The organism is Flavobacterium sp. N2270 (assembly GCF_025947225.1).
Lineage (GTDB): Bacteria > Bacteroidota > Bacteroidia > Flavobacteriales > Flavobacteriaceae > Flavobacterium.
Genome location: NZ_CP110005.1, coordinates 2,073,586 through 2,096,177, shown reverse-complemented (window position 1 = coordinate 2,096,177; position 22,592 = coordinate 2,073,586). Strand labels below are relative to the sequence as shown.

Annotated in this window: 21 protein-coding genes; 13 read left to right on the top strand and 8 right to left on the bottom strand. The window is 30.9% G+C overall.

Annotation, left to right across the window (positions count from 1 at the left end):
- Nucleotides 1-2: 2 nt before the first annotated feature.
- The 6 genes from OLM55_RS09725 to OLM55_RS09700 form a co-directional block, all read right to left on the bottom strand.
- Complete coding sequence (locus OLM55_RS09725) at nucleotides 3-2,702, bottom strand: ATP-binding protein (protein ID WP_264558707.1); 2,700 nt, start codon at nucleotides 2,700-2,702, stop codon at nucleotides 3-5.
- The gene (locus OLM55_RS09720) at nucleotides 2,695-2,889 is read right to left on the bottom strand and encodes a hypothetical protein (RefSeq protein ID WP_264558706.1); all 195 of its coding nucleotides are present in this window, start codon (nucleotides 2,887-2,889) and stop codon (nucleotides 2,695-2,697) included. The genes OLM55_RS09725 and OLM55_RS09720 overlap by 8 nt, the downstream gene beginning before the upstream one ends.
- A gap of 84 nt (nucleotides 2,890-2,973) precedes the next feature.
- Entirely contained in the window at nucleotides 2,974-4,731 is a 1,758-nt protein-coding gene (locus OLM55_RS09715; protein WP_264558705.1) for a sodium:solute symporter family protein, read from the bottom strand.
- Nucleotides 4,732-4,760: 29 nt separating this feature from the next.
- A complete protein-coding gene (locus OLM55_RS09710) occupies nucleotides 4,761-5,021 on the bottom strand; it encodes a DUF4212 domain-containing protein (RefSeq protein ID WP_264558704.1) in 261 nt (86 codons plus the stop codon).
- Nucleotides 5,022-5,048: 27 nt separating this feature from the next.
- Nucleotides 5,049-6,284, bottom strand: coding sequence for a hypothetical protein (locus OLM55_RS09705; protein ID WP_264558703.1), 1,236 nt, complete (start codon nucleotides 6,282-6,284; stop codon nucleotides 5,049-5,051).
- Between the two features lie 101 nt (nucleotides 6,285-6,385).
- A complete protein-coding gene (locus OLM55_RS09700; RefSeq protein ID WP_264558702.1) occupies nucleotides 6,386-6,805 on the bottom strand; it encodes a helix-turn-helix domain-containing protein in 420 nt (139 codons plus the stop codon).
- 250 nt (nucleotides 6,806-7,055) lie between these two features.
- Here OLM55_RS09700 and OLM55_RS09695 point away from each other — a divergent pair, with 250 nt between their 5' ends.
- The 13 genes from OLM55_RS09695 to OLM55_RS09635 all read left to right on the top strand — a co-directional run bounded on the left by OLM55_RS09695 (nucleotide 7,056) and on the right by OLM55_RS09635 (nucleotide 19,885).
- Entirely contained in the window at nucleotides 7,056-7,661 is a 606-nt protein-coding gene (locus tag OLM55_RS09695) for a flavin reductase family protein (RefSeq protein WP_264558701.1), read from the top strand.
- A gap of 2 nt (nucleotides 7,662-7,663) precedes the next feature.
- Nucleotides 7,664-8,134, top strand: coding sequence for an SRPBCC domain-containing protein (locus OLM55_RS09690; RefSeq protein ID WP_264558700.1), 471 nt, complete (start codon nucleotides 7,664-7,666; stop codon nucleotides 8,132-8,134).
- A gap of 10 nt (nucleotides 8,135-8,144) precedes the next feature.
- Nucleotides 8,145-10,448 carry an FAD-dependent monooxygenase gene (locus OLM55_RS09685; protein ID WP_264558699.1) on the top strand — a complete coding sequence of 768 codons (2,304 nt, stop codon included), beginning with the start codon at nucleotides 8,145-8,147 and terminating at the stop codon, nucleotides 10,446-10,448.
- Nucleotides 10,449-10,450: 2 nt separating this feature from the next.
- Nucleotides 10,451-12,037, top strand: a complete 1,587-nt coding sequence (locus OLM55_RS09680) for an AMP-binding protein (RefSeq protein WP_264558698.1) — start codon at nucleotides 10,451-10,453, stop codon at nucleotides 12,035-12,037.
- A gap of 45 nt (nucleotides 12,038-12,082) precedes the next feature.
- The gene (locus tag OLM55_RS09675; protein WP_264558697.1) at nucleotides 12,083-13,663 is read left to right on the top strand and encodes an FMN-binding glutamate synthase family protein; all 1,581 of its coding nucleotides are present in this window, start codon (nucleotides 12,083-12,085) and stop codon (nucleotides 13,661-13,663) included.
- 23 nt (nucleotides 13,664-13,686) lie between these two features.
- Nucleotides 13,687-14,151: a YqiA/YcfP family alpha/beta fold hydrolase gene (locus OLM55_RS09670; protein ID WP_264558696.1), complete on the top strand. Its 465-nt coding sequence runs from the start codon at nucleotides 13,687-13,689 to the stop codon at nucleotides 14,149-14,151.
- Nucleotides 14,152-14,162: 11 nt separating this feature from the next.
- On the top strand, nucleotides 14,163-14,585 hold the full coding sequence (locus tag OLM55_RS09665; protein ID WP_264558695.1) for an acyl-CoA thioesterase: 423 nt from the start codon (nucleotides 14,163-14,165) through the stop codon (nucleotides 14,583-14,585).
- A 62-nt stretch (nucleotides 14,586-14,647) separates the two neighbouring features.
- The gene (locus OLM55_RS09660; protein WP_264558694.1) at nucleotides 14,648-15,628 is read left to right on the top strand and encodes a carbon-nitrogen hydrolase family protein; all 981 of its coding nucleotides are present in this window, start codon (nucleotides 14,648-14,650) and stop codon (nucleotides 15,626-15,628) included.
- A gap of 79 nt (nucleotides 15,629-15,707) precedes the next feature.
- On the top strand, nucleotides 15,708-16,817 hold the full coding sequence (locus tag OLM55_RS09655; protein ID WP_264558693.1) for a cupin domain-containing protein: 1,110 nt from the start codon (nucleotides 15,708-15,710) through the stop codon (nucleotides 16,815-16,817).
- Between the two features lie 75 nt (nucleotides 16,818-16,892).
- On the top strand, nucleotides 16,893-17,801 hold the full coding sequence (locus tag OLM55_RS09650; RefSeq protein WP_264558692.1) for a fumarylacetoacetate hydrolase family protein: 909 nt from the start codon (nucleotides 16,893-16,895) through the stop codon (nucleotides 17,799-17,801).
- Between the two features lies 1 nt (nucleotide 17,802).
- On the top strand, nucleotides 17,803-18,552 hold the full coding sequence (locus tag OLM55_RS09645; protein ID WP_319800093.1) for an Asp/Glu racemase: 750 nt from the start codon (nucleotides 17,803-17,805) through the stop codon (nucleotides 18,550-18,552).
- Between the two features lie 141 nt (nucleotides 18,553-18,693).
- On the top strand, nucleotides 18,694-19,590 hold the full coding sequence (locus tag OLM55_RS09640) for a J domain-containing protein (protein WP_264558691.1): 897 nt from the start codon (nucleotides 18,694-18,696) through the stop codon (nucleotides 19,588-19,590).
- A gap of 4 nt (nucleotides 19,591-19,594) precedes the next feature.
- Nucleotides 19,595-19,885, top strand: a complete 291-nt coding sequence (locus tag OLM55_RS09635; protein WP_264558690.1) for a chaperone modulator CbpM — start codon at nucleotides 19,595-19,597, stop codon at nucleotides 19,883-19,885.
- A gap of 6 nt (nucleotides 19,886-19,891) precedes the next feature.
- Here the strand turns inward: OLM55_RS09635 and OLM55_RS09630 are convergent, their stop codons facing one another.
- Together OLM55_RS09630 and OLM55_RS09625 are read right to left on the bottom strand one after the other, a co-directional pair.
- Nucleotides 19,892-20,509, bottom strand: a complete 618-nt coding sequence (locus tag OLM55_RS09630; RefSeq protein ID WP_264558689.1) for an archaemetzincin — start codon at nucleotides 20,507-20,509, stop codon at nucleotides 19,892-19,894.
- A 244-nt stretch (nucleotides 20,510-20,753) separates the two neighbouring features.
- On the bottom strand, nucleotides 20,754-22,466 hold the full coding sequence (locus tag OLM55_RS09625; RefSeq protein ID WP_264558688.1) for an AIPR family protein: 1,713 nt from the start codon (nucleotides 22,464-22,466) through the stop codon (nucleotides 20,754-20,756).
- Nucleotides 22,467-22,592: the final 126 nt, after the last annotated feature.

The following is a 22,592-nucleotide window of genomic DNA, read 5'->3' as shown; positions in this document are numbered from 1 at the left end:
TATTATATATTTTCAATGTTTTTATTTTTCGGTAAAGTAAATATGATACAGGCCCCTTTTTCTATTGTTTGAGCCCAAATTTTACCTTTATGATGTTCAATAATTTGTTTGCATATTGCCAATCCTAAACCGCTACCAATTGGTTTTTTTATATTTTGATTTGTTGATTGATAAAACTTTTCAAAAATAGCATCAAAATCTTTAGGATTAATACCTTTTCCGTTATCAAATACAGAAGTTTGAATAAAATCTCCTTTATCAATAATTTGAACAATAATTATTCCGTCTTTCTCTGGACAAAACTTTATTGCATTTGAAATTAAATTAGTAATTACCTGAATAATTCTATCGTTATCAAAATAAGCATTTACTTTTTGTTTACTTTCAACAAAAACACTAATGTTCTTATTTTTAATAAGTTGATTTAACGGTTCAATTGATTTTTCAATAGTTTCAACTAAATTATTCTTTGTTGGACTTATTGTTTGCTTTCCTGTTTCAAATTTTTCTAAGTCTAATATTTTATCAATTAAACGATTCAGTCGATCAGATTCTGAAATTATATTTTGTAGAAATTGTTTTTTTAATTCTTCTGGAATATCTTCATCATCATGTAAAATTTCACTTGCGGCTTTAATTGCTGTTATTGGCGTTCTAAGTTCATGAGTTACCGTATCTAAAAATTCATCTTTTTGTTTGTCTTTAACTAATAAATTACTGTTTGCATTTTGTAATTGCAAGGTAATTTCCTTTAATTCATTTGATGTTTCAGTTAGTTTTTTGTTTACAATAATATTTTCCTTTGATTCTTCCAATATTTTTAAAACTTCAGGTAAGGTAATTTTTTCTTCTTTTACTACACTTGAAATTAATATCCTTGCTGACGCAGTACCAATATGCCCTGTTAATAAATTTTCAGCAAACTTAACCAATCTAGCATCGGCTAATTCCTGATTTTTATCGACATTATATTTTACATTAAAAATATTTAAGGCTCTTTTGGTTCTTTCTTCACCTAAAAATCGAACTAAAACCTTCTCGATATCGCTTGTGTAGGCTGTTCCTTTCCATACAAAAGCATTCTCATGGTTTGTACTGTATTTTTCAATGTCTACATACATTTCTGCATAATTTCTCTCACGATAATTACCTTTAAAACTAACAGAAACGGCAAAATAAGTAATTGTATTGAATAATAAACTCCAAAACAACGCATGAGGTACAGGCTCTAAATAATCTAAACCAAATAATTGAAAAGGTTTTAATAATTCAATTTGCAAAAATCCTTCAGCAATAAATGAACTGTTATTGTTTGTAAGTCCTATTGCATAAGGAATTAACAATGTATAAACACAAACTAAAAAACCTATTAAAATACTATAAATAGCGCCCATTCTAGAACCTCTTCTCCAAAAAATAGCTCCAAAAAATGAAGGTGCTAATTGTGCAATAATTACAAATGAAATTAATCCTATTGACACTAAGCTATAATCTAATGCAAAAAATCTATATATAAAATAAGCACCAATAATTAATGAAAAAATTCCGATTTTTCTAATATTAACAATTTTCTTATTATTAATAATTTGTTCTTCATTTTTTAATTTTCCTAAAAAAGTATATGGAATCAAAAGGTTATTACTCAACATTGTTGAAAGACTAATACTTGAAACTACAATCATTGAAATTGCAGCTGAAAAACCACCAAGGAAAACTAAAACTGTTAGAAATGTATTATTAAAATATTGAGGAATTAACAATGAATAAGTATCAGCGTTTACTTTTTGCCCTTCAAACAAAACATTTCCTCCCCAAGCTATTGGATATACAAATAAATTAAAAAGCAATAGATATAAAGGGAACAACCAAATTGCAGTTTTCAAATGACGTTCTCTATTATTCTCAACAACAGTCATATGGAATTGTCTTGGCAATAAAAATATTGCGAAAAGCGAAACCATGCTTAAAAAAAACCAATTCAACCCTTGATCTAAACCACCAATTGTATTCTTTTCAGCAAAATTTTCTAATAATGAAGCTTTTGTGTAAATATCATCATAACCATCAAAAACAAAAAAAGTAACATAAACTCCAACAACAATAAAGAAAACTAACTTTAAAATACTTTCAATAGCAACAGCAGTTACAATTCCTTTTCTTTTTTCGGAAGCATCTACATAACGAGTTCCATAATAAGATGCAAATAATGCTAATGCAATGGCAACATAAGTTGTAGTATCATTAAAAATTAATGACGAAGAGTTTGTTTTTGTAACAATATGAAAAGTTTCTGATATTGCTTTTAATTGTAAAGCAATATAAGGTAAAATTCCAGCTAAACAAACTACAGTTACAATTGCACCTAAAAATCGACTATTTCCATAGCGCAATGATATAAAATCGGCAATACTTGAAATTTTATTTACTCTTGAAATTCTAATTATTTTTTTTAAAACAATAATCCATGCAGGAATAATAATTATAGGTCCTATATAAATAGGTAAATAATTTAATCCTGAATTTGCCGCAACACCAATACTACCATAGTAAGTCCAAGCAGTGCAATAAACTGCTAAAGAGAGTGAATATATATAAGAATTATTGGTCCATTTTATATTGTCTTTTTTTTCTGCCCAATGAGCAATAAAAAAAAGAAAACCTAGATAAACTAATAATACTAAAAGTAATAAAGCACTATTCATAATATCGTTCTACAATAATTAAGGAAATTAACACTAAAAAAAGCCAAACAGAAAAAATATAAACATAAATAATAGGTAGCCCAAATAAAGAATCTGAACTATCAAATAATAAAATAATAGGTAAATTAAATAACACTAATAATAATAAAGATAAAACTACTAGTTTTTGTTGATGCCTCTTTTTCATTAACTTAAAATTATAACTTTTTAAAAATACAAACTCTGCTCCCGAAAAACAAGAGCAGAGTAGTAAATTAAAATAATTAAAAAATTAGTGTCCAGTAGCTTCTCCTGCTCCTGAAGGAATTCTAATATTTTCTACTATTTCTTGCACATCTTGAGGAGGTGCAGGTGTAAAACTATTTACAACAAATGCAACTATAAAGTTAACAATCATTGCAATAGTACCAAAACCTTCTGGTGAAATTCCAAACCACCAACTTGCTTTTAATCCTTCAACAGCCTCTTTTCCACCATCAAAAATTCCAAATTTGAATTTTAACATATAAAAAAGCATTAATAAGAGACCAATAACCATTCCCGCAATTGCTCCTTCTTTATTCATTTTTTTATGAAAAATACCTAAAATAATAGCTGGGAAGAAAGATGCAGCCGCTAAACCAAAAGCTAATGCAACAACGGCAGCCACAAATCCTGGAGGGTTAATTCCAAAATAACCTGCTATAATAACCGCTACAGCGGCAGCTCCACGTGCAGCCCATAATTCTCCTTTTTCAGAGATATTTGGGTTAACCATTTTTTTAATTAAATCATGAGAAACTGACGACGAAATTACCAATAATAAACCTGCAGCAGTTGATAATGCCGCAGCTAAAGCTCCTGCAGCAACTAAGGCAATAATCCAGTTTGGCAACTGAGCAATTTCAGGATTAGCCAATACCATTATATCATTATCAATAGTTAATTCACTACCTTTATAACCTTTAGCATCTTGAGCAGCAATAAATTCAGCGTTTTTAGATTTATCATTATAATATTGAATTTTTCCGTCCCCGTTTTTATCTTCAAATTTTAATAATCCTGTTTTTTCCCAGTTGGTAAACCAAGCTGGCATTGAAGTATAATCTTTATTACTAATTGTTTCAATTAAATTAGTTTTTGCAAATACTGAAACTGCTGGAGCAGTTGTATATAAAATAGCAATTAACAATAAAGCCCATCCTGCCGATTTACGTGCGTCTTTAACTTTTTTAACCGTAAAGAAACGAACAATTACGTGAGGTAAACCCGCCGTTCCAACCATTAGAGCTAAAGTGATTGCAAAAACATCAATCATTGATTTTGAACCATTTGTATATTCAGCAAAGCCTAGTTCAGTTGAAAGCCCGTTTAATTTATCTAATAAATAAACATTTCCATCACCTACAACTGTGCCACCCATTCCTAATTGTGGAATAACATTACCAGTCATTTGAATAGAGATAAAGATTGCAGGAACCATAAAAGCAAAAATCAAAACACAATATTGTGCTACTTGCGTATAAGTAATACCTTTCATTCCTCCTAATACTGCATAAAAAAGAACGATAACCATTCCAATTACAACACCTGTATTGATATCTACTTCTAAGAATCTTGAGAAAACAAGTCCAACTCCTCGCATTTGTCCAGCCACGTATGTAAATGAAACAATTAAAGCACATATTACAGCAACAGTCCTAGCTGTATTTGAGTAATATCTCTCACCTATAAAATCAGGTACTGTAAATTTTCCAAATTTTCTTAAATAAGGCGCTAACAATAATGCTAAAAGCACATATCCTCCAGTCCACCCCATTAAATAAACCGCACCGTCATACCCTGCAAAAGAAATAATTCCGGCCATTGATATAAATGAAGCAGCTGACATCCAATCGGCAGCGGTTGCCATTCCATTAGCTAAAGGCGAAATTCCTCCACCAGCAACATAAAATTCTTTGGTTGATCCAGCACGAGACCAGATTGCAATTCCAATATATAAAGAAAATGTAATTCCTACGATTATGTAGGTCCAAGTAAGTACATCCATGATATTTTATTTTAGTTTGTTATAATTAATTATTCGTCAAATCCGTATTTTTTGTCTAATTTGTTCATCAATCGTACATAGACAAAAATTAATACGACAAACACATAAATTGAACCTTGTTGAGCAAACCAAAATCCTAAAGGAAAACCTCCAAGTTTTATTTCGTTTAATACATCTTTGAATAATATTCCTGCTCCAAACGAAACAGCAAACCAAATACTCAATAATATTAGAAGGTATCGAAGATTTTCCTTCCAATAAGCCGTAGCTTTTTCTTGTTTTTCACTCATAATATAAATAGTTTTATTGATTGATTATTATAGATAAATCATAGCTTGAAGTGTTAACGTATTTACCGCATCACTTGTAGCATATTTTAAAGATTGATATTCTAATGTTAATTTTGCATTATGACCGCTTAAAAACATATTTGCACCTACACCAAATTGAGAGGCGTTATCATTTAAAGCATCAATTTTTCTGCTGTCAAAAGAAAGATATGGTTGAAATTTAGTCTTCATTTTCATAGGTATAACATAACCTACATGTCCATGTAGTAAAGAACCTGTTTCATAAGTTGTGCCCAATGTAAAATCTTTACCGTAATCGTTATTTTGATATAACGCATAAGCAGTTAAAGCTCCTCCATTACTTCCAATTGGAGCATCATAAAAAGCATCTAAAGCAAATATTTTTACATCTTCTCCTTTTAAATTACCTAAAGCATCAGCAACTACTGATCCACTTGGATGTGCAAAAAAACCAGCACCTACATTAAATACTTTTTTGGTTCCTAAATAACTTCCCACTTTATATGGTAAAAAATTACTTTCATTATCTAAAAAACCATATTCAAAATAACCTGCATAAGTTCTTCCTGCATCTTTAGAACCCAATAATCTTCTACCTGTGTATGTTGCAGCTCCTCCATTTACTGGTGTCGCAGTAGCTTGTAAATTATTAGTTACTGCATCATTAACAGAAACACGGTATTGGAATTTTCCTAAAGCTCCTTTTAGATAAACTCCCATATGTCTTGCAAATTGATCAGACAAACCTAAAGTTGCCCAAGCTTGACGTTGGTTATCTAAGGTCATGATATTGAGAGTACTTTGGTTATTTAAACGTGAAATTCCATTCCAGTAGTGCAAACCACCTCCAATTGCATGATTTTTTCCTAAACTATATTGTGCCCAAACATCATGAAAAAACAGTTGTGAAGCGTCTTTGGTTCCAGTCGGACTCATATTATCGCCATTTAAGCTATTTAAACCAAAATGCGTTAAAATCATAAAGTCTTTGCTAATTTGAGCATACATTAAAACACGAGCTCTTCTAATACTAAAGTTTGTATCAGACTGTTCATTTCCATTAGCATCTAAAGGACGATCTGAGTTATTTTGTGCCCAAAATTGAGCCCATGAAATAACTCTAAAATACTTAGAACCATCTTCATTAATATTAACTTTCAATCCTCCACCATAATCTGGAGAACCTTGAGAAAATGTTAAAGCTGAAAAAAGTAATCCAGCAATAAGTGTTAGTTTTTTCATAATTTATAATAATTGGTTAGTTATTCTTTTTTAACAGTACCAAATTCTAAAATTATGTTAACGAAAAAAATTTTAGTATATATTTATGTAAAATAGTATAGCTAGTCTTTAAAACGTTCCCATTTTATTAGCATAAACTTGTCTCCTAACTCTGTAATTATCATTCCTGCTCCAGATAATTTTTCTTTACTTTGAAGATAATCTACTAATTCATTATGCTTAAATATCTTATATGTAGGGTGGTAATTAGGATGTGGTGGTTTTTTTATCTTAAATTCTTTAACCCAATTACTAATAGACACGTGTGAAACACCTAAAATGCGTTCTATTTCTCTATAACTTAAACCTTCTAAATATAACTGTAATGCCTTAGTAACATAATAATCATCAATTTTTTTACCAAGTTTATTAACTGTAAAATAATAATTGCAAGACTTACACAAATAGCGTTGTCTATCTTTAATAATTCCGCTTTTTACAATAGTATCACTTTGGCATTTTGGACAAGCTAAAATCTCCATGTATATAATTTTTGCATAAATATACTAATTTTGCAATAAAATTAAATTAAAATCTTATTTTTTGAATAATATTTTTTTAAATATGATAATTATTAATAAAATAAATTAAACATAATGCAATAATTTGCGTTTATTAACTAAATTAGAATTTTAAATAAGTATAGTTCGCTCTTTCAAAGATAATTAATCTAAATATCTATACTTATATTTTAATTATTTTAGTTAATTTGTAGAAACAAGACAATATTTTATGCAATTTGATAGCTTAACAACTGAAGGTTCGGTTTTATACAAACTCCTTACTGGAACAATAATCCCAAGACCAATAGGCTGGGTATCAACTGTTGATGAAAACGGAATTAATAATCTGGCGCCATTTTCTTTTTTTAATGCAGTTGGTGAAGATCCACCTCATTTAATGTTTTCTACGGTTCGTACTGGAAATAAAAATAAAGACACTCTGAATAACGTACTTGCAAATAAGCAGTTTGTTGTCAATTTAGTTACTGAAGAAACAGTCGAACAAATGAATATGACAGCTCAAAGCGTTAATTCTGATGTTGATGAGTTTCAATTAGCGAACCTCACTCCTATTGATTCTATTTTCATTAAACCAAAACGCGTTAAGGAAAGTTATGTCCATTTTGAATGTGAAATGGTACATCATTATTTTTTAGAAGATCATAAAAATGGTGGTGCTTGTATTGTAATTGGTAAAATTATAACCATGCACATCAATGATGAAATTTTAATGGAAGGAAATAGAATTAATTTAGACAAATACAAACCAGTTGCTCGTTTGGCAGGTTCAAATTATGCTAAAATGGGTGAATTATTTTCAATTAAAAGAGGATAAAAATGAAAAACGATATGTTAGAAATTAAAGTTGCTTTACAAATTTCAAAACCTATTGACGTAGTATTTGAAGCAATCGTAAATCCTGAAAAAATGTCTAACTACTTTATCTCAAAAAGTTCTGGATTGATGGAAGAAGGCAAAGTGCTAATTTGGAATTTCCCTGAATTTGATATGGATTACTCTGTTAGGGTTGGTAAAATTGAAGTCAATAAATACATATCTTATTATTGGAATTCTGAAGTAAAAGAACTGTTTGTAGAAATTTCGTTAGAATCTCAAGCAAATGGTTCTACTTTAGTTTCTATTAGAGAAACAGGCATGTCAAATGATAAGGAAGGGTTAAAATGGCTTTCCGGTAATTCATTTGGCTGGTCTAACTTCTTAGCTTGTTTAAAAGCATATTTAGAATATAATATTAATTTACGTAAAGGAGCTTTTGATTTCATGCGAGCTGAAAATCAATGTTCTTAAAATATATAAAATGAAAATAACAGTAATAGGTGGTGGTCCAGGAGGTTTATATTTTTCTATATTAACCAAAAAAGCAATGCCAAGTTGCGAAATAGACGTATACGAACAAAACAAACCAGATGATAGTTTTGGTTTTGGTGTAGTTTTTTCAGATGAAACTTTAGGAGAGTTTTTAACTCGTGATACGGAATCTTACGAATTAATTAGAAGCAAATTTGCATATTGGGACGATATTGTTGTAGCTCGTGATGGAGAACAAGTAAGTGTTGCAGGAAATGGTTTTTGTGGATGTTCTCGAAAAACACTTTTACAATTGCTTTATCAACGTTGCAAGGAAGAAGGTGTAAACTTGCATTTTGAAGCAAACATAACCAATTTAAACCAATTTAAAGATAGTGATATCATCGTTGCTTGTGATGGAATTGGAAGTTCTATTCGCACACAATTTGAGTCAGATTTTGAAACAAAAGTAGAATTGAAAAAAAATAAATTCGTTTGGATGGGCTCTACTAAACCATTAGATGCATTTACTTATTTCTTTAGATCTACTCCCAAAGGTGCATTTGTTGCACACACCTATCAATACGAAGAAGGAATGAGTACGTGGATTTTCGAATGTAGTCCACAAACTTGGGAAAACTTCGGTTTTGATACGTTTAAAGAAGAAGATACTACTCAAAAATTACAAGAAATATTCAAAGAAGAACTTGACGGACATGGTTTAATTACCAATAAATCGCATTGGCGTCAATTTCCGCACGTTACAAACGGTAAATGGTACAAAGACAATATTGTTTTATTAGGAGATGCTAAAGCAACTGCCCACTACTCTATTGGTTCTGGAACTAAATTGGCAATGGAATGTGCTATTGCGCTTTCAGATGCTATTGTAGAAAATCCAAATAATTTTCCTGTTGCTTTTGAAAACTATGAAAAAGCGAGAAGAAATCGTGTTGAAATGATTCAATATGCAGCAAATGTATCGTTAGATTGGTTTGAAAACATGGACAGACACATGCAGCATCCATTTTATCAATTTTCATTTGGATGCATGACGCGTTCTAAAAAAGTAACCTTTGAAAATTTAAGCATTCGAGATAAATCTTATACGAATAAAGTATTAAAAGAATTTAATGATATTAATCAAGATGTCACACCGAGCGCAGTCGAGGTGCCAGCAGCTTTTTCAAAATTTAAACTACGTGATTTAGAATTACAAAACAGAATTGTCATGAGTGCCATGGGACAATATTCTGCAGAAAACGGACTAGTGAATGATTGGCATTTAATGCATTATGGAAACAGAGCAATTGGTGGTTTAGGTTTAATAATTGCTGAAATGACTGCTGTTTCAGAAACTGGAAGAATTACTTTAGGTTGTACAGGTATTTATTCTAAAAATCAAATAGTTGAATGGAAAAAAATAACCAATTTTATTCATCAAAATTCATCTGCTAAAATCGGAATTCAATTAGGACATTCAGGACGAAAAGGCGCAACAAAAAAACCTTGGGAAACCGTAGATTTGCAAGATAAATGGAATTTGATTTCTGCTTCTCCAATTGCGTTCAATGAAAATTCTCCGACTCCAAAGGAAATGACTTTGGAAGACATGAATACCATTACAGAACAATTCGTTCAAGCTACTATAAATGCAAACGAAGCCGGTTTTGATATGATTGAATTACAAGCGCATCATGGATTTTTATTGGCTTCTTTCCTTTCACCACTGACTAATATTCGTACTGATGAATTTGGCGGAAGTGTAGAAAATCGTTTAAAATTCCCAATGCGTGTATTTAAAGCAATGCGAAATGCATTTCCAAAAGATAAGCCAATGTCGGTTAGAATATCCGCTACTGATTGGGCTGAAAACGGAATTTCAGAAGAAGATGTATTTATAATTGCAACTGCTTTTAAAGAAGCTGGAGCAGATATTATCAATATTTCTACTGGGAATACAGTTGCACATCAAAACCCTCAAATAGGTAGAATGTGGCAAACTCCATTTTCAGATGCAGTTCGAAATACCGTTCATATTCCTACAATTACAACCGGTTATATTCAAGATATTGACCAAATAAATACCATTATACTTAACGGAAGAGCTGATTTAGTAGCTTTAGGAAGACCTTTATTACTAGATCCTAATTTTGTTAGAAACTCGCAAGCATACGAAGATTATAGAGCTTCTGATATTCCAAAGCAATATATGACAGGCACTTCTCATTTATATCCTTTAAAAGGAAGTGAAAGAAAAATGATAGAAGGAATGAAAAAAGCACTGAAACCTGAAAGTCATGAAATTAAGTAATTATGTATAAAGATAATTTTACATATAAACATTTACCAAGTAAAGAATTACAACCTGACTATTTATTAGAGTTATCTCAATTTAAGCAAACTGAAATGCTTAATTGTGTCGAACGCTTGTTGGATTTCCATATTCAAAACGGAAATGGTGATAAAATCTGTATTCATACATTCGAAGAAACTTGGACTTATAAAAATTTACATGAAAAAGCCAATCAAATTGCACATGTTTTAATTGATGATTTAGGTTTGGTTTCTGGAAATCGTGTTTTATTGCGCTCAGCAAATAATCCTATGATGGTTGCTTGTTGGTTTGCAATAATTAAAGCTGGAGGAATTGTTGTGGCAACTATGCCTCTACTTCGTTCCAAAGAATTAACAACGATAATTGATTGCGCTGAAATTTCAATTGCTCTTTGTGATAGTGATTTAGCAGAAGAAATGAATCTAGTTGAATCGAAACATTTAAAACACAAAAGTTTCTACAGAAATAGTGATTTAGAAGCAAAAATGGCTTCAAAATCGACCACTTTTACTAATTATAACTCAAAATATAATGATGTTGCATTAATTGGTTTCACTTCTGGTACAACAGGAATTCCTAAAATGACAGCACATTTTCATAGCGATATTTTAAACATTTGCGAAGCTTTTCCAAATTACTCTTTACAACCAACATCTAAAGACATTTTCATTGGAAGTCCGCCATTGGGATTTACTTTTGGGTTAGGAGGTTTGGTTTTATTCCCAATGTACTTTGGTGCTTCTACTTTTTTATTGGAAAAACCAAGTCCCGATTTACTTTTAAAAGCGATTCAAGATTTCAAAATCACAATTTGTTTCACTGCTCCTACTGCTTGGCGCATATTAACAACTAAATTAAATGAATATGATGTTTCAAGTCTAAGAAAATGTGTTTCTGCAGGAGAAACTTTGCCAATTGCAGTATGGGAAGATTGGTACAATGCAACAGGTTTAAAAATTATTGACGGAATTGGTGCAACGGAATTATTACATATTTTTATTTCCTCTAATGCAGAAAACATGAAGCCTGGTTCAACTGGTTTGCCAATAACCGGTTACGAAGCAAAAATAGTAGATGATAATGGAAACGAAGTATCAAGAAATACTCCTGGAAAATTGGCCGTGAAAGGAATTACAGGTTGTAAATACTTAAATAGAGAAGAAAAACAAAAAGAATACGTTCAAAACGGATGGAATATAACTGGAGATATTTTTAAACAAGATGAAGATGGCTATTTTTGGTTTGTTGCACGTGGAGACGATATGATTATTTCTTCTGGATATAATATTGCGGCTATTGAAGTGGAATCTGTACTTTTAACACATGAATCTATTTTAGAGTGTGCTGTAGTTGGACTTCCAGATGAAAATAGAGGAATGTTAGTTTGTGCAAATATTGTTCTAAAAGACAAATCTAAAGCTTCTGACGAATTAAAAATTGAAATTCAAAATTGGTTCAAAGAAACTGCAGCTCCTTATAAATATCCTAGAGTAATTAACTTTTTAGATTGCTTACCAAAAACGGAAACAGGAAAAATTCAACGATTTAAATTAAAACATACATAAAATTGTCATTCTGAACTTGTTTCAGAATCTAAAATAACAATAAAAATGAGAAAAACGTTTTTAGTAATAAGTTTTACATTACTCACATTTACTGGAATATTAATATATGTCAATTGGAAATTTAGTTTTATACTGCTAATTTTAATTCCATTAATTCTTATGGGATTGTATGATATGTATTTTTCAGATAGAACAATCAGAAGAAATTTTCCACTATTAGGAAGGCTACGATATATTTTATCTGCAATTGGTCCAGAAATGCGTCAATATTTTATTGAAACAGATACAGAAGGAAAACCTTTTAATCGTTTACAACGTGATATTGTTTATCATCGTAGCAAAAAAGAAGTAGATACTATACCTTTTGGAACACAACTAGATGTTTATAAAGATGGTTACGAATGGATCAATCATAGTATTCGTTCTATTTCTTTTTCAGATATAGAGAAAAATCCAAAAGTTAGAATTGGTTCTTCTCAATGCGAAAAACCATACGATGCTAGCTTATTTAACATTAGTGCAATGAGTTTTGGTTCATTAAGTAAAAATGCCATTTTAGCTTTAAATAATGGCGCAAAACAAGGTGGGTTTTACCACAATACTGGTGAAGGCGGACTTTCTCCTTATCATCTTCAAGGTGGTGATGTAGTTTGGAATATTGGAACGGGTTATTTTAGTTGTCGAAATAACGACGGAACTTTTAACGTAGATCAATATGAAAAAAGAGCTATTTTAGATAATGTAAAAATGGTAGAAATTAAATTCTCACAAGGTGCAAAACCAGGTCATGGTGGAATTTTACCAAAAGAAAAAGTTACCGATGAAATTGCAGCAATTCGTTTGGTTGAAAAAGGAAACGATATTGTTTCTCCTCCTACACATTCAGCTTTTACAAATCCTTTAGAATTGATGGATTTTATAAAATTATTACGTACAAAATCTGGTGGAAAACCTGTTGGAATGAAAATATGCATTGGTAATAAGTCCGAATTTATTTCTATCTGTAAAGCCATGGTAGAAACAAAAACTTATTTTGATTTCATTACTGTTGATGGTGGCGAAGGTGGAACTGGTGCGGCTCCACAAGAATATTCAGATCATGTAGGAATGCCATTACGCGATGCTGTTGCTTTTGTTCATGACTGTTTAAAAGGTTTTGGAATTAAAGATCAAATCAAAATAATTGCAAGCGGAAAAGTAGTTACTGGTTTTGATATTATTAGATGCTTATCATTAGGTGCCGATTTATGTAATTCTGCCAGAGGAATGATGTTTGCTTTAGGTTGTATTCAAGCATTAGAATGTCATGCAAATACTTGTCCTACTGGTGTTGCAACACAAAATCTTAATTTAATGAAAGGGTTAATTCCTGAAGATAAAAGTATTCGAGTAGCACGTTTTCAACACGAAACTGTAAAAAGTGCAATGGATTTAATGGCTTCTGCCGGATTAGCTCATCCAGATGATGTAACAAGAGATGCAGTAACAACAAGAATAGACAGAAATAATGTAGAAACATTCGCACAAACATTCCCTGAATTAGAAAGCGGTAGTTTATTACATGAAGAAACTGTTCCAAAGGAATTTTTATATTTTTGGAAGAAAGCAAAAGTGGAACAATTTTAAAATAAAATAAGAATATATAGTTTATGAGAATTGTTTATTTACATGGATTAGAATCTAATAATTTAGGACCAAAAAACGATTGGCTCCACTCAATTTCTGATGTGTTTGACCCTTATATTGATTATTATGAACCAAATATTTATCAAATTTTAAAAACCAAAATTATAGCGTTTAAGCCAGACTTAATTATTGGTTCTTCCATGGGTGGATATTTTGCACATGAAATTGCTAAAGAACTAAATCTTAGTGCTGTATTATTCAACCCGGCATTACATTCAAGAAGTTTTGAACCAGATATGACAGGTCATGTTCATGGAGAATACAATCCAAATATGTATTTAGTTCTTGGAGAAAAAGACGTTGTTATTGATCCAATGTTAACGCTTAATTATATTAAAAAGAATAAAAATTATACTTACACTTTATTAAGTCATGAACACGGAACACCTGTTGATGTCTTTAAAAGAGAGATTAGTTTGTTTATTTAAAATACCAAAAAATGAGTAATTACTTTATAAAACAAGAAAAAATACGTTTCCAACATGTAGATTATGCTGGAATTGTCTTCTACCCACGATTTTTAGAAATGTTAAATTGTTTGGTAGAAGACTGGTTTGAAGAAGCCTTAGATCGACCATTTTCTAAAATGCATGAAACCAATGGTATTCCAACCGTTGATTTAAAAGTACAATTTAAAAAAGCAGCTCGTTTAGGCGATATTCTTACTAAAAAGCTCTGGGTTAAAAACCTTGGTGGATCTTCTATACTTTGCGGTTTTCAATTTGAAGATGAAAATGGAAAGACCTGTTTAGAAGGAGAAGTTACGCTTGTTAATGTTGCTTTCGCTGAAGATAGAAACAACATTAAAGCAGAACCTTTTAATGGAGAAATGAAAAACAAAATTATGAATTACAAATTATGAATTACAAGTTAATCTCGTTTTCAATTCATAATTCGTAATTTCAAATTCGTAATTAATAAACTATGGAATTTAAAAAATTTAAAGCAGCAACAGTACAAACTTCACCTGTTTTCTTAAACGTTGAAAAAACTATTGATAAAGCCATTACTTTTGTAAAAGAAGCATCAAAAAATGGGGCAAAGCTTATTGCTTTCCCTGAAGTATTTGTAGCAGGTTATCCTTATTGGAACTGGATTATGACTCCTGTTCAAGGAAGTAAATGGTACGAAGAATTATATAAAGCTTCAGTGGACGTAAATGGTCCAGATATTAAAAGGCTTTGCTTGGCTGCAAAAGACAATGATATTCAAATTGTAATTGGAATTAACGAACGTGGTAAAAGCTACGGTGAAATTTATAATACCAATTTAATTATTGACAACAAAGGTGTTATCATTGGAAAGCATAGGAAATTAGTACCAACATGGGCCGAAAAGCTAACCTGGTCTTCTGGAGATGGTTCTTCTTTAAAAGTGTACGATACAGAAGTGGGACCAATTGGAACTTTAGCTTGTGGAGAAAACACAAATACTTTAGCTCGATATACATTACTTACTCAAGGAGAATTGATTCATATTGCCAATTATATTTCGCTTCCTGTTGCTCCACCAGATTATAATATGGCTGAAGCAATTAAGATTCGTGCGGCTGCTCATTCTTTTGAAGGAAAATTATTTACAATAGTTTCTTGTTCTACTATTTCTCAAGAAATTATGGATGCATTGAAACCCGATGTTCCAAATGTAGAAGAATTACTAACGCGTAAAAACTCTGCATTTTCTGGATTTATTGGTCCAAATGGTGCTGTTATTGGTGAACCATTAATTGACAAAGAGGGAATGATTTATGCAGATATTGATTTGGCTAAATGCATCCAACCGAAGCAAATGCACGATATTTTAGGACATTACAATCGATTTGATATTTTCGATTTACGCGTAAATACAGCACCAACAAAAAATATTACCTTTGTTAATAGTCACGAAGAATTCAATAATAAATAGTCGAAAGTGGAAAGTCGAAAGTGAAAAGTAACCCAATCACTTTTTAGACTATGGACTTTAGACTTTATGACATAAAATTATGAACCAAAATCAATCTGACGATCAATACGGAAGAGCTCGAGTACAAGCCACACCAGAACTTGAAGCTTACTATAAAGATTTAGAAAATCTAGGCGCTGGTGCACTTTGGACAGTTGCCAACGACATTGAACCTTGGGAACCAAAACCATCTTCTATTCCAATGTTATGGAAATATGAAGATTTACGACCTTTAGTTTTAAAATCTTCTGAATTAGTTACTCCAGAACAAGCAGGAAGGCGCGTTGTGTATTTGGTAAATGATAAACGTAAAGATGTTTCTGCTGCTGTAGGTTGGTTATATACCGGAATTCAAGTTACTCGTCCGGGCGAATTTACTTCTGCTCACAGACATAAAGCTTCTGCCCTGCGTTTCATTATGGAAGGTTCTGGTGGATATACCGTCGTAGATGGAAATAAAATAATGCTTGAAGTGAATGATTTCGTGATTACTCCCAATTCTACTTGGCACGAACATGGTGTGGAAGAAAGCGGAAAAACATGCATTTGGCAAGATGGATTAGATATTCCATTAGTAAATGCATTAGAAGCAAATGATTATGCTGTTTTTGATGGTACACAACCATTGGTTAAACCAATCAATTATTCTCCATTATCTTATGGAGGTGCTGGTGTAGTTCCTGCAGATGTAGTTTGGGACAAACCCTACTCGCCTCTTTTTAAATATTCTTGGTCAAAAGTATATCCTGCTTTATTAGAAGCTGCAAAAGTAAACGAAGGTTCTCCTTATGACGGAATAATAATGCAATATTCAAATCCACTTTCTGGCGGACATGTAATGCAAACTATGGGTGCTTCCATTCAATTATTACGACCAAGCGAACACACGAAAGCACACAAACATACAGGTTCATTCGTGTACCAATGTGCGAAAGGAATAGGCTATTCTATCATTGACGGAAAAAGATTTGATTGGAAAGAAAGAGATATTTTCTGCGTTCCTTCATGGATGAATCACGAACATGTAAATCTTTCCGATACGGAAGATGCAGTTTTATTTTCGTTCAACGATTTACCAGTTATAGAAAAATTAGGTTTGTACCAAGAACAAGCTTATACTGATAATAACGGATTTCAAAAAATACAATAACAATTTCAAGCTCAAAAATCAATTACAAAAATTTTAAAAAACTTTGCTACTTAGCAACTTTGAAACTTAAAAATAATGAAACTACTTACGTATAAAACAGAAACTTCAGAACCAAGATTAGGATTTATTCACAACAAACAAGTTATTGATATGGAAGATTTTGGAGATGTATCCAATTTTCCTTTACCAAATGACATGTTAGAATTAATTGACATGGGATTTGAAGTAATTGCTGAAATAAATGATTTAATTGAAGATACTACTGAAAAACAATTGAATCAAATTAGCTATGCAATGGACGAAATTACCATTTTAGCGCCTATTCCTTACCCAAGAAAAAACATCATTGGAATTGGTTTAAATTATACAGAACACGTTGCAGAAAGTGCTAGAACATTAGATACTTCTAACGAATTACCACAGCAACCAGTAATTTTTTCAAAACCTCCTACAACGGTTACAGCAACTAATACTGAAATCTTATTGAACAGAAAATTAACGAACCAATTAGATTGGGAAGTGGAATTAGCTGTTGTTATTGGTAAAAAAGGAAAATATGTTCCTAAAGCAGATGCTATGGACTATATTTTTGGTTATACCGTAATCAATGATATTTCTGCACGTGATTGTCGTCGTTCTGGGCAATGGATTGTTTCTAAAGGACAAGATACTTTTGCGCCTATGGGACCAATTTTAGTGACTAAAGACGAAATAGAAAATCCGCATAATTTAAATTTATCATTGACAGTTAATGGTGTTGAAAAGCAAAATTCAAACACGCAATTTATGTTGTTTAATATTAATGATTTAATTGAAGATTTAAGTACGGTTTTTACATTGGAAGCAGGAGACATTATTGCAACTGGAACGCCAGCTGGTGTTGGTGCTGGTAGAAACCCACAGGAATGGTTAAAAGACGGTGATGTGGTAGAATGTACGGTTCAAAACATTGGAACAATTGTAAATACGGTTAAAGAGATTTAGTATGAAAAAATACAGAATAGGTCAAATAGTTCCATCTTCGAATGTGACAATGGAAACCGAAATTCCAGCAATATTCCGTTCAAGAGAAACAATACTTCCAGAACGTTTTACTTTTCATAGCAGTAGAATGCGCATGAAAAAAGTGACCAAAGAAGAATTAGAAGCCATGGATGCTATGAGTTTAAAATGTGCTCAAGAATTATCTGATGCACATGTAGATGTAATGGGTTATGCTTGTTTGGTAGCTATTATGAGTATGGGACGAGGATATCATTGTGTTTCGGAAGTAAATTTACACCAGGAAACGGTTGCAAATGACTTCCCTACTCCTATTGTAACTTCTGCAGGAGCATTGATTAATGGTTTAAAAGTATTAGGTGCTAAAAAAATATCAATCATAACGCCTTATATGCGTCCGTTAACGGATATGGTGGTAGATTATATCGAACACCAAGGAATTGAAGTAAAAGAAAGTATTGCGCTTGAAATTCCAGATAATTTAGAAGTTGCAGCTCAAAACCCTCTGAATCTTTTGGAAATCTACAAACAATTGGATTTAACAGGAATAGATGTTTTAGTGGTTTCTGCTTGTGTGCAAATGCCTTCTTTAGAAGCTATTGATTTAATTCAGGCTGAATGTGGAATTCCGGTGACTTCTGCAGCCGTTTGTACGACTTATGAAATGATGAAGAAAATCGGAATTGAAGCAAAATCAGCTATTGGTGGTGAATTGTTGAATGGAAAATATTAAATCAATTATATTTTAATGATTTATAACTAGTTATTTATCATTAAATAAAATCTGAAAAGTTATAGCTATCTTAAAGTAAGTTACAACTTTTTTTGTAACTTTATAAAAGCAATTTAACGCTAAAAATGTTAAATATATTTTATGGAATTTATTGATTACTACAAAGTTCTTGGCATAACTAAAAATGCTACTAGTGATGAAATAAAAAAAGCCTACAGAAAATTAGCTCGAAAATTACATCCTGATATTAATCCTAACGATAAAGAGGCCCAAGCAAAGTTTCAACAGCTTAACGAAGCTAATGAAGTGCTGAGCAATCCCGAAAAAAGAAAGAAATACGATAAGTATGGAAAAGATTGGGAACATGGTGAAGAATACGAAAAATACCAACAACAAAGGCAACAGCAAAACGCAGGGCAACAATCCTATGGAGGTGGAAGTTTTAGTGGCGAAGATTTTTCAGATTATTTTTCTTCAATGTTTGGGAATCAAGGTGCTGGAGGAAGAACTCAAGGCAAATATCGTGGACATGATATTCAGGCGCAATTACAAATTGACATAAAAGAAGCTTATACTACTCATAAAAAAGAATTTTCGGTAAACGGAAAAAGTATTAGAATAACCGTTCCTGCAGGAATTGAAGATCAACAAACTATTAAAATTAACGGTTATGGCGGACCAGGAGTTAATAAAGGTCCGAATGGTGATTTATATATTACTTTTTCAATTGTAAATACAACTCAATTTAAACGTGTAGGTAATGATTTATTTATTTCACACGATTTAGATTTATATACTGCTGTTTTAGGTGGTGATGTTACCATTTTAGATTTTAATCAATCAAAATTGAAATTAAAAGTAGCTGCTGGTACGCAAAACGGAACAAAAGTACGTTTAAAAGGTAAAGGTTTTCCTGTTTACAAAAAAGAAAATCAATTTGGCGATTTGTATGTAACCTATAATATTACCATTCCAACTAATCTTTCCGAGAAGGAATTAGAATTATTTAATGAATTAGCTAAAGCTGCCAAAAAATAAAAATATGGAAACACAAGAATTAATTATTGTAGATGTATTTTGTAAAGAATGTCAAATTGAAATCAATTTAATACATGATTTGGAAGAATTTGGACTTATTGAAACCATAGTACATCAAGAACATAAATATCTAGATAAAAATCAATTAGCTTATATTGAAAAAATAATACGTTTACATAACGATTTAAACATCAATAAAGAAGGAATTGAAATTATTTTAAACTTACAAGAAAAAGAAAATCAACTTCTTAGTGAAATCAATTACTTAAAGAATCGATTAGGTTTGTATGAATAAATTATTTTAATTCAATTTTGAATCACACCTTTTACACAAGCTTAATTCTGCATTATCAATAGTTTTTATACTTTCAACAGCATCAGTCATCACACATTTTTTATCAGGACAATGCGGTAAGCCTAAATTATGTCCAAATTCGTGAATGGTGACTTTCTTCAATCTAGTAAAATATTTTACTTCGTTTTTATGTTTTAAACGAAAGGAAGAAATGATACAACTGTTACCCGGACAATACGCCAGTCCCATTATTCCCCAATCTTGGTATTTGTATTTGGGTTCTTTTACAGCTCCATTTTTATCTCTTTTTGTAGTAGAAATATCTTTATTGGTCAAACCAAGAATAAAATCATATTTGTTTAAATCTTTACGCTGAAATTTAATGATACTGTCTGCTCTATAACGAGGTGATTTTGTATTAATAAATGCCGATTTGTACATTTCTTTTGTTTCTAAAACTTCAACGGAAACCTTATAAAAGTCTTCAACTAATTGCGCTAAAGAGTCTGTTTTAACTTCTGAAAAACCTGTATAAGGTTGTATGGCAACTTTAGTGTCTTTTGATATTCTCTTTTGACAAGAAAAACATACAACTATAAAAAGTAAAATAGAATATTTTGGCATTGATTAGGTTGGTTTTTCAAATATAGTAAAAGTGACGATGTTTAAAGGTTTTGTGTATGAAACGTAGCGAATAAATAAACGCTAACTTTTCGGATTTAGAACGAGCCGAATTTTTATTTTTTCTATTTATCTTTTAACTTCTAAATATACAAAAATAAAAATTTGGCAGACTTAATAAATAAGCAAAAAACTCTCAGAAAGCCTATAATAGCTATGTTTTATACAAGTTGTAACCACCAGTTTTTTATTTATTCGAATTTACATAATCAAGTAATATTTTTGTTTTAGACACTAATTTAACATCTTGTTTATCTGTTTTGTCAAAATCAGAATTGTCAATTATTTCTACGCATTTTTGAAATGCTTTAATTGCCTTTTCATCATCATTAAGTATTTTCAACAAATCATCACAGTATTTATCCATTTTCTTACTGTTGAAAAGAGGTAGTGGCTCTTTTGAATTTAGAATTCTAAATAGCATTAAAATATGAAACTTAACTTTTCTGTATGAAGTATCTATATTACCTTTTCTGAAAAATGTTTCTAATTTATAATATGCAAATGCACTTGTATAGTAAGGTGAATAAAGGTGTTCGGAATTAAATATTTGCATTCTACCTTCGTTTAATCTCCTAACAATTAATCCAAAATAGCTTGTAACATTATGAGGTTCGTCAAGGAACATTCCAGCAAATGACTTGATTTGATAAGGAACAGTAATAATTCTTGATTTTAAAACATTATTATCGGTATTATACTGTTTGGACCTTCTTTCATAATATATTTTAGAATCTCCAGTAAATGAATTATAATACTGTTCTAAACTTCTCTGAAATTGGGTTAAAGAAGCAAGCTGTTCTTTCTTTATAGGTGTTTGATTATTTGTTGCAAGTGTAATTCTAGTTTTAATATCATCATCAGTTGTCGCAATCAACTTGATTGGAATATTTACTTTATTTATATTTTCTGAATCTTTGTTGTTGTACAAAACATTACTTGTTTGACAACCATTTACAATTTGATAATCAGTAATAGTAAACTGATTACCTGTTGGAGAAATAGAACTGGCAACTATGGTTACACCGTTATTAAGTACGCTAAAAATTTCTGAATCATTGTTGTTCAATGTCGAAGATATACCACCATTTACATCATTATTTTCCCCTTGAAAGTCTCTTACATTATCTTCAAACACGCTTAATAAACTTCCTTCGTCATCAGAAACTATTTTGATAAATTCTTCATAAGGTAACAAACCAATATAAGCTTGAGAAATACCATTAATTTCAGGCATTGTTATACGATTGTTGAAATTTATAGTTGTACTAATGGATTCTTTAGTTTTACGATAAGCAATCGATAATTCTCTTGCTCCATAAGGTGTGAAATTTATTTTTTCAAATAGATTTGTTTCTTCTAATGACTCAATTCCATTTTCTATAATTCCTTTTAAATTTTGGTCTTCAGTCCATTTTCCAGTTGTTACATAGTATAATTTTAATATTGGATTAGTTTTGAATTTCGGTGCATTATCGTATATATGATTTGTTATTTCAACGTACTTTAATATACTTTCATTTCTAACTAACTTTGGTTTGTTTGAGAAAAAGTCCAAAACACCAAAGAAAAAAGTGTTTATATCTGCACCAGAAAATTTAGAAGATGTTTTTGATTGCGTAAAAATGAACTCAACATCTAAAAAATTATTTTTTTCAATCAAATCATCAACTTCTTCTTTTGAGTCAATTAATTGACCATTTACAATTATTGCTAAACCATCAACTCCAGTGTCATTTCCTTCACCAATTGTGAGATTTTCAATATCAAAAGTCTTATTGTATTCGTTCGATACAATTGTATAATTTACCAACTTTTCAAAATCTTTTGATTCTCCTTTTGACTTTAATTCTTGGTTTAATAATAATTCTTTAATTAAACTTTCTGTTATTCTATCCATTCTAGGTTTTTTTTCAAATTGCTGGTAACTTCTGTATACTTACTATTAAGTCAGGTAAAACATATATTTTTCAAATTTAATAAAAAAATACGCACAAGAACTAGGTAGAAACACCTGTTTTAAGCT

Coding starts and splice junctions, on each gene's coding strand:
- OLM55_RS09680 (WP_264558698.1), top strand. CDS start 10,451: ATGTATAAAGATAATTTTACATATAAACATTTACCAAGTAAAGAATTA.
- OLM55_RS09710 (WP_264558704.1), bottom strand. CDS start 5,021: ATGAGTGAAAAACAAGAAAAAGCTACGGCTTATTGGAAGGAAAATCTT.
- OLM55_RS09720 (WP_264558706.1), bottom strand. CDS start 2,889: ATGAAAAAGAGGCATCAACAAAAACTAGTAGTTTTATCTTTATTATTA.
- OLM55_RS09685 (WP_264558699.1), top strand. CDS start 8,145: ATGAAAATAACAGTAATAGGTGGTGGTCCAGGAGGTTTATATTTTTCT.
- OLM55_RS09640 (WP_264558691.1), top strand. CDS start 18,694: ATGGAATTTATTGATTACTACAAAGTTCTTGGCATAACTAAAAATGCT.
- OLM55_RS09700 (WP_264558702.1), bottom strand. CDS start 6,805: ATGGAGATTTTAGCTTGTCCAAAATGCCAAAGTGATACTATTGTAAAA.
- OLM55_RS09635 (WP_264558690.1), top strand. CDS start 19,595: ATGGAAACACAAGAATTAATTATTGTAGATGTATTTTGTAAAGAATGT.
- OLM55_RS09650 (WP_264558692.1), top strand. CDS start 16,893: ATGAAACTACTTACGTATAAAACAGAAACTTCAGAACCAAGATTAGGA.
- OLM55_RS09690 (WP_264558700.1), top strand. CDS start 7,664: ATGAAAAACGATATGTTAGAAATTAAAGTTGCTTTACAAATTTCAAAA.
- OLM55_RS09670 (WP_264558696.1), top strand. CDS start 13,687: ATGAGAATTGTTTATTTACATGGATTAGAATCTAATAATTTAGGACCA.
- OLM55_RS09705 (WP_264558703.1), bottom strand. CDS start 6,284: ATGAAAAAACTAACACTTATTGCTGGATTACTTTTTTCAGCTTTAACA.
- OLM55_RS09655 (WP_264558693.1), top strand. CDS start 15,708: ATGAACCAAAATCAATCTGACGATCAATACGGAAGAGCTCGAGTACAA.
- OLM55_RS09715 (WP_264558705.1), bottom strand. CDS start 4,731: ATGGATGTACTTACTTGGACCTACATAATCGTAGGAATTACATTTTCT.
- OLM55_RS09695 (WP_264558701.1), top strand. CDS start 7,056: ATGCAATTTGATAGCTTAACAACTGAAGGTTCGGTTTTATACAAACTC.
- OLM55_RS09625 (WP_264558688.1), bottom strand. CDS start 22,466: ATGGATAGAATAACAGAAAGTTTAATTAAAGAATTATTATTAAACCAA.
- OLM55_RS09675 (WP_264558697.1), top strand. CDS start 12,083: ATGAGAAAAACGTTTTTAGTAATAAGTTTTACATTACTCACATTTACT.
- OLM55_RS09630 (WP_264558689.1), bottom strand. CDS start 20,509: ATGCCAAAATATTCTATTTTACTTTTTATAGTTGTATGTTTTTCTTGT.
- OLM55_RS09725 (WP_264558707.1), bottom strand. CDS start 2,702: ATGAATAGTGCTTTATTACTTTTAGTATTATTAGTTTATCTAGGTTTT.
- OLM55_RS09645 (WP_319800093.1), top strand. CDS start 17,803: ATGAAAAAATACAGAATAGGTCAAATAGTTCCATCTTCGAATGTGACA.
- OLM55_RS09665 (WP_264558695.1), top strand. CDS start 14,163: ATGAGTAATTACTTTATAAAACAAGAAAAAATACGTTTCCAACATGTA.
- OLM55_RS09660 (WP_264558694.1), top strand. CDS start 14,648: ATGGAATTTAAAAAATTTAAAGCAGCAACAGTACAAACTTCACCTGTT.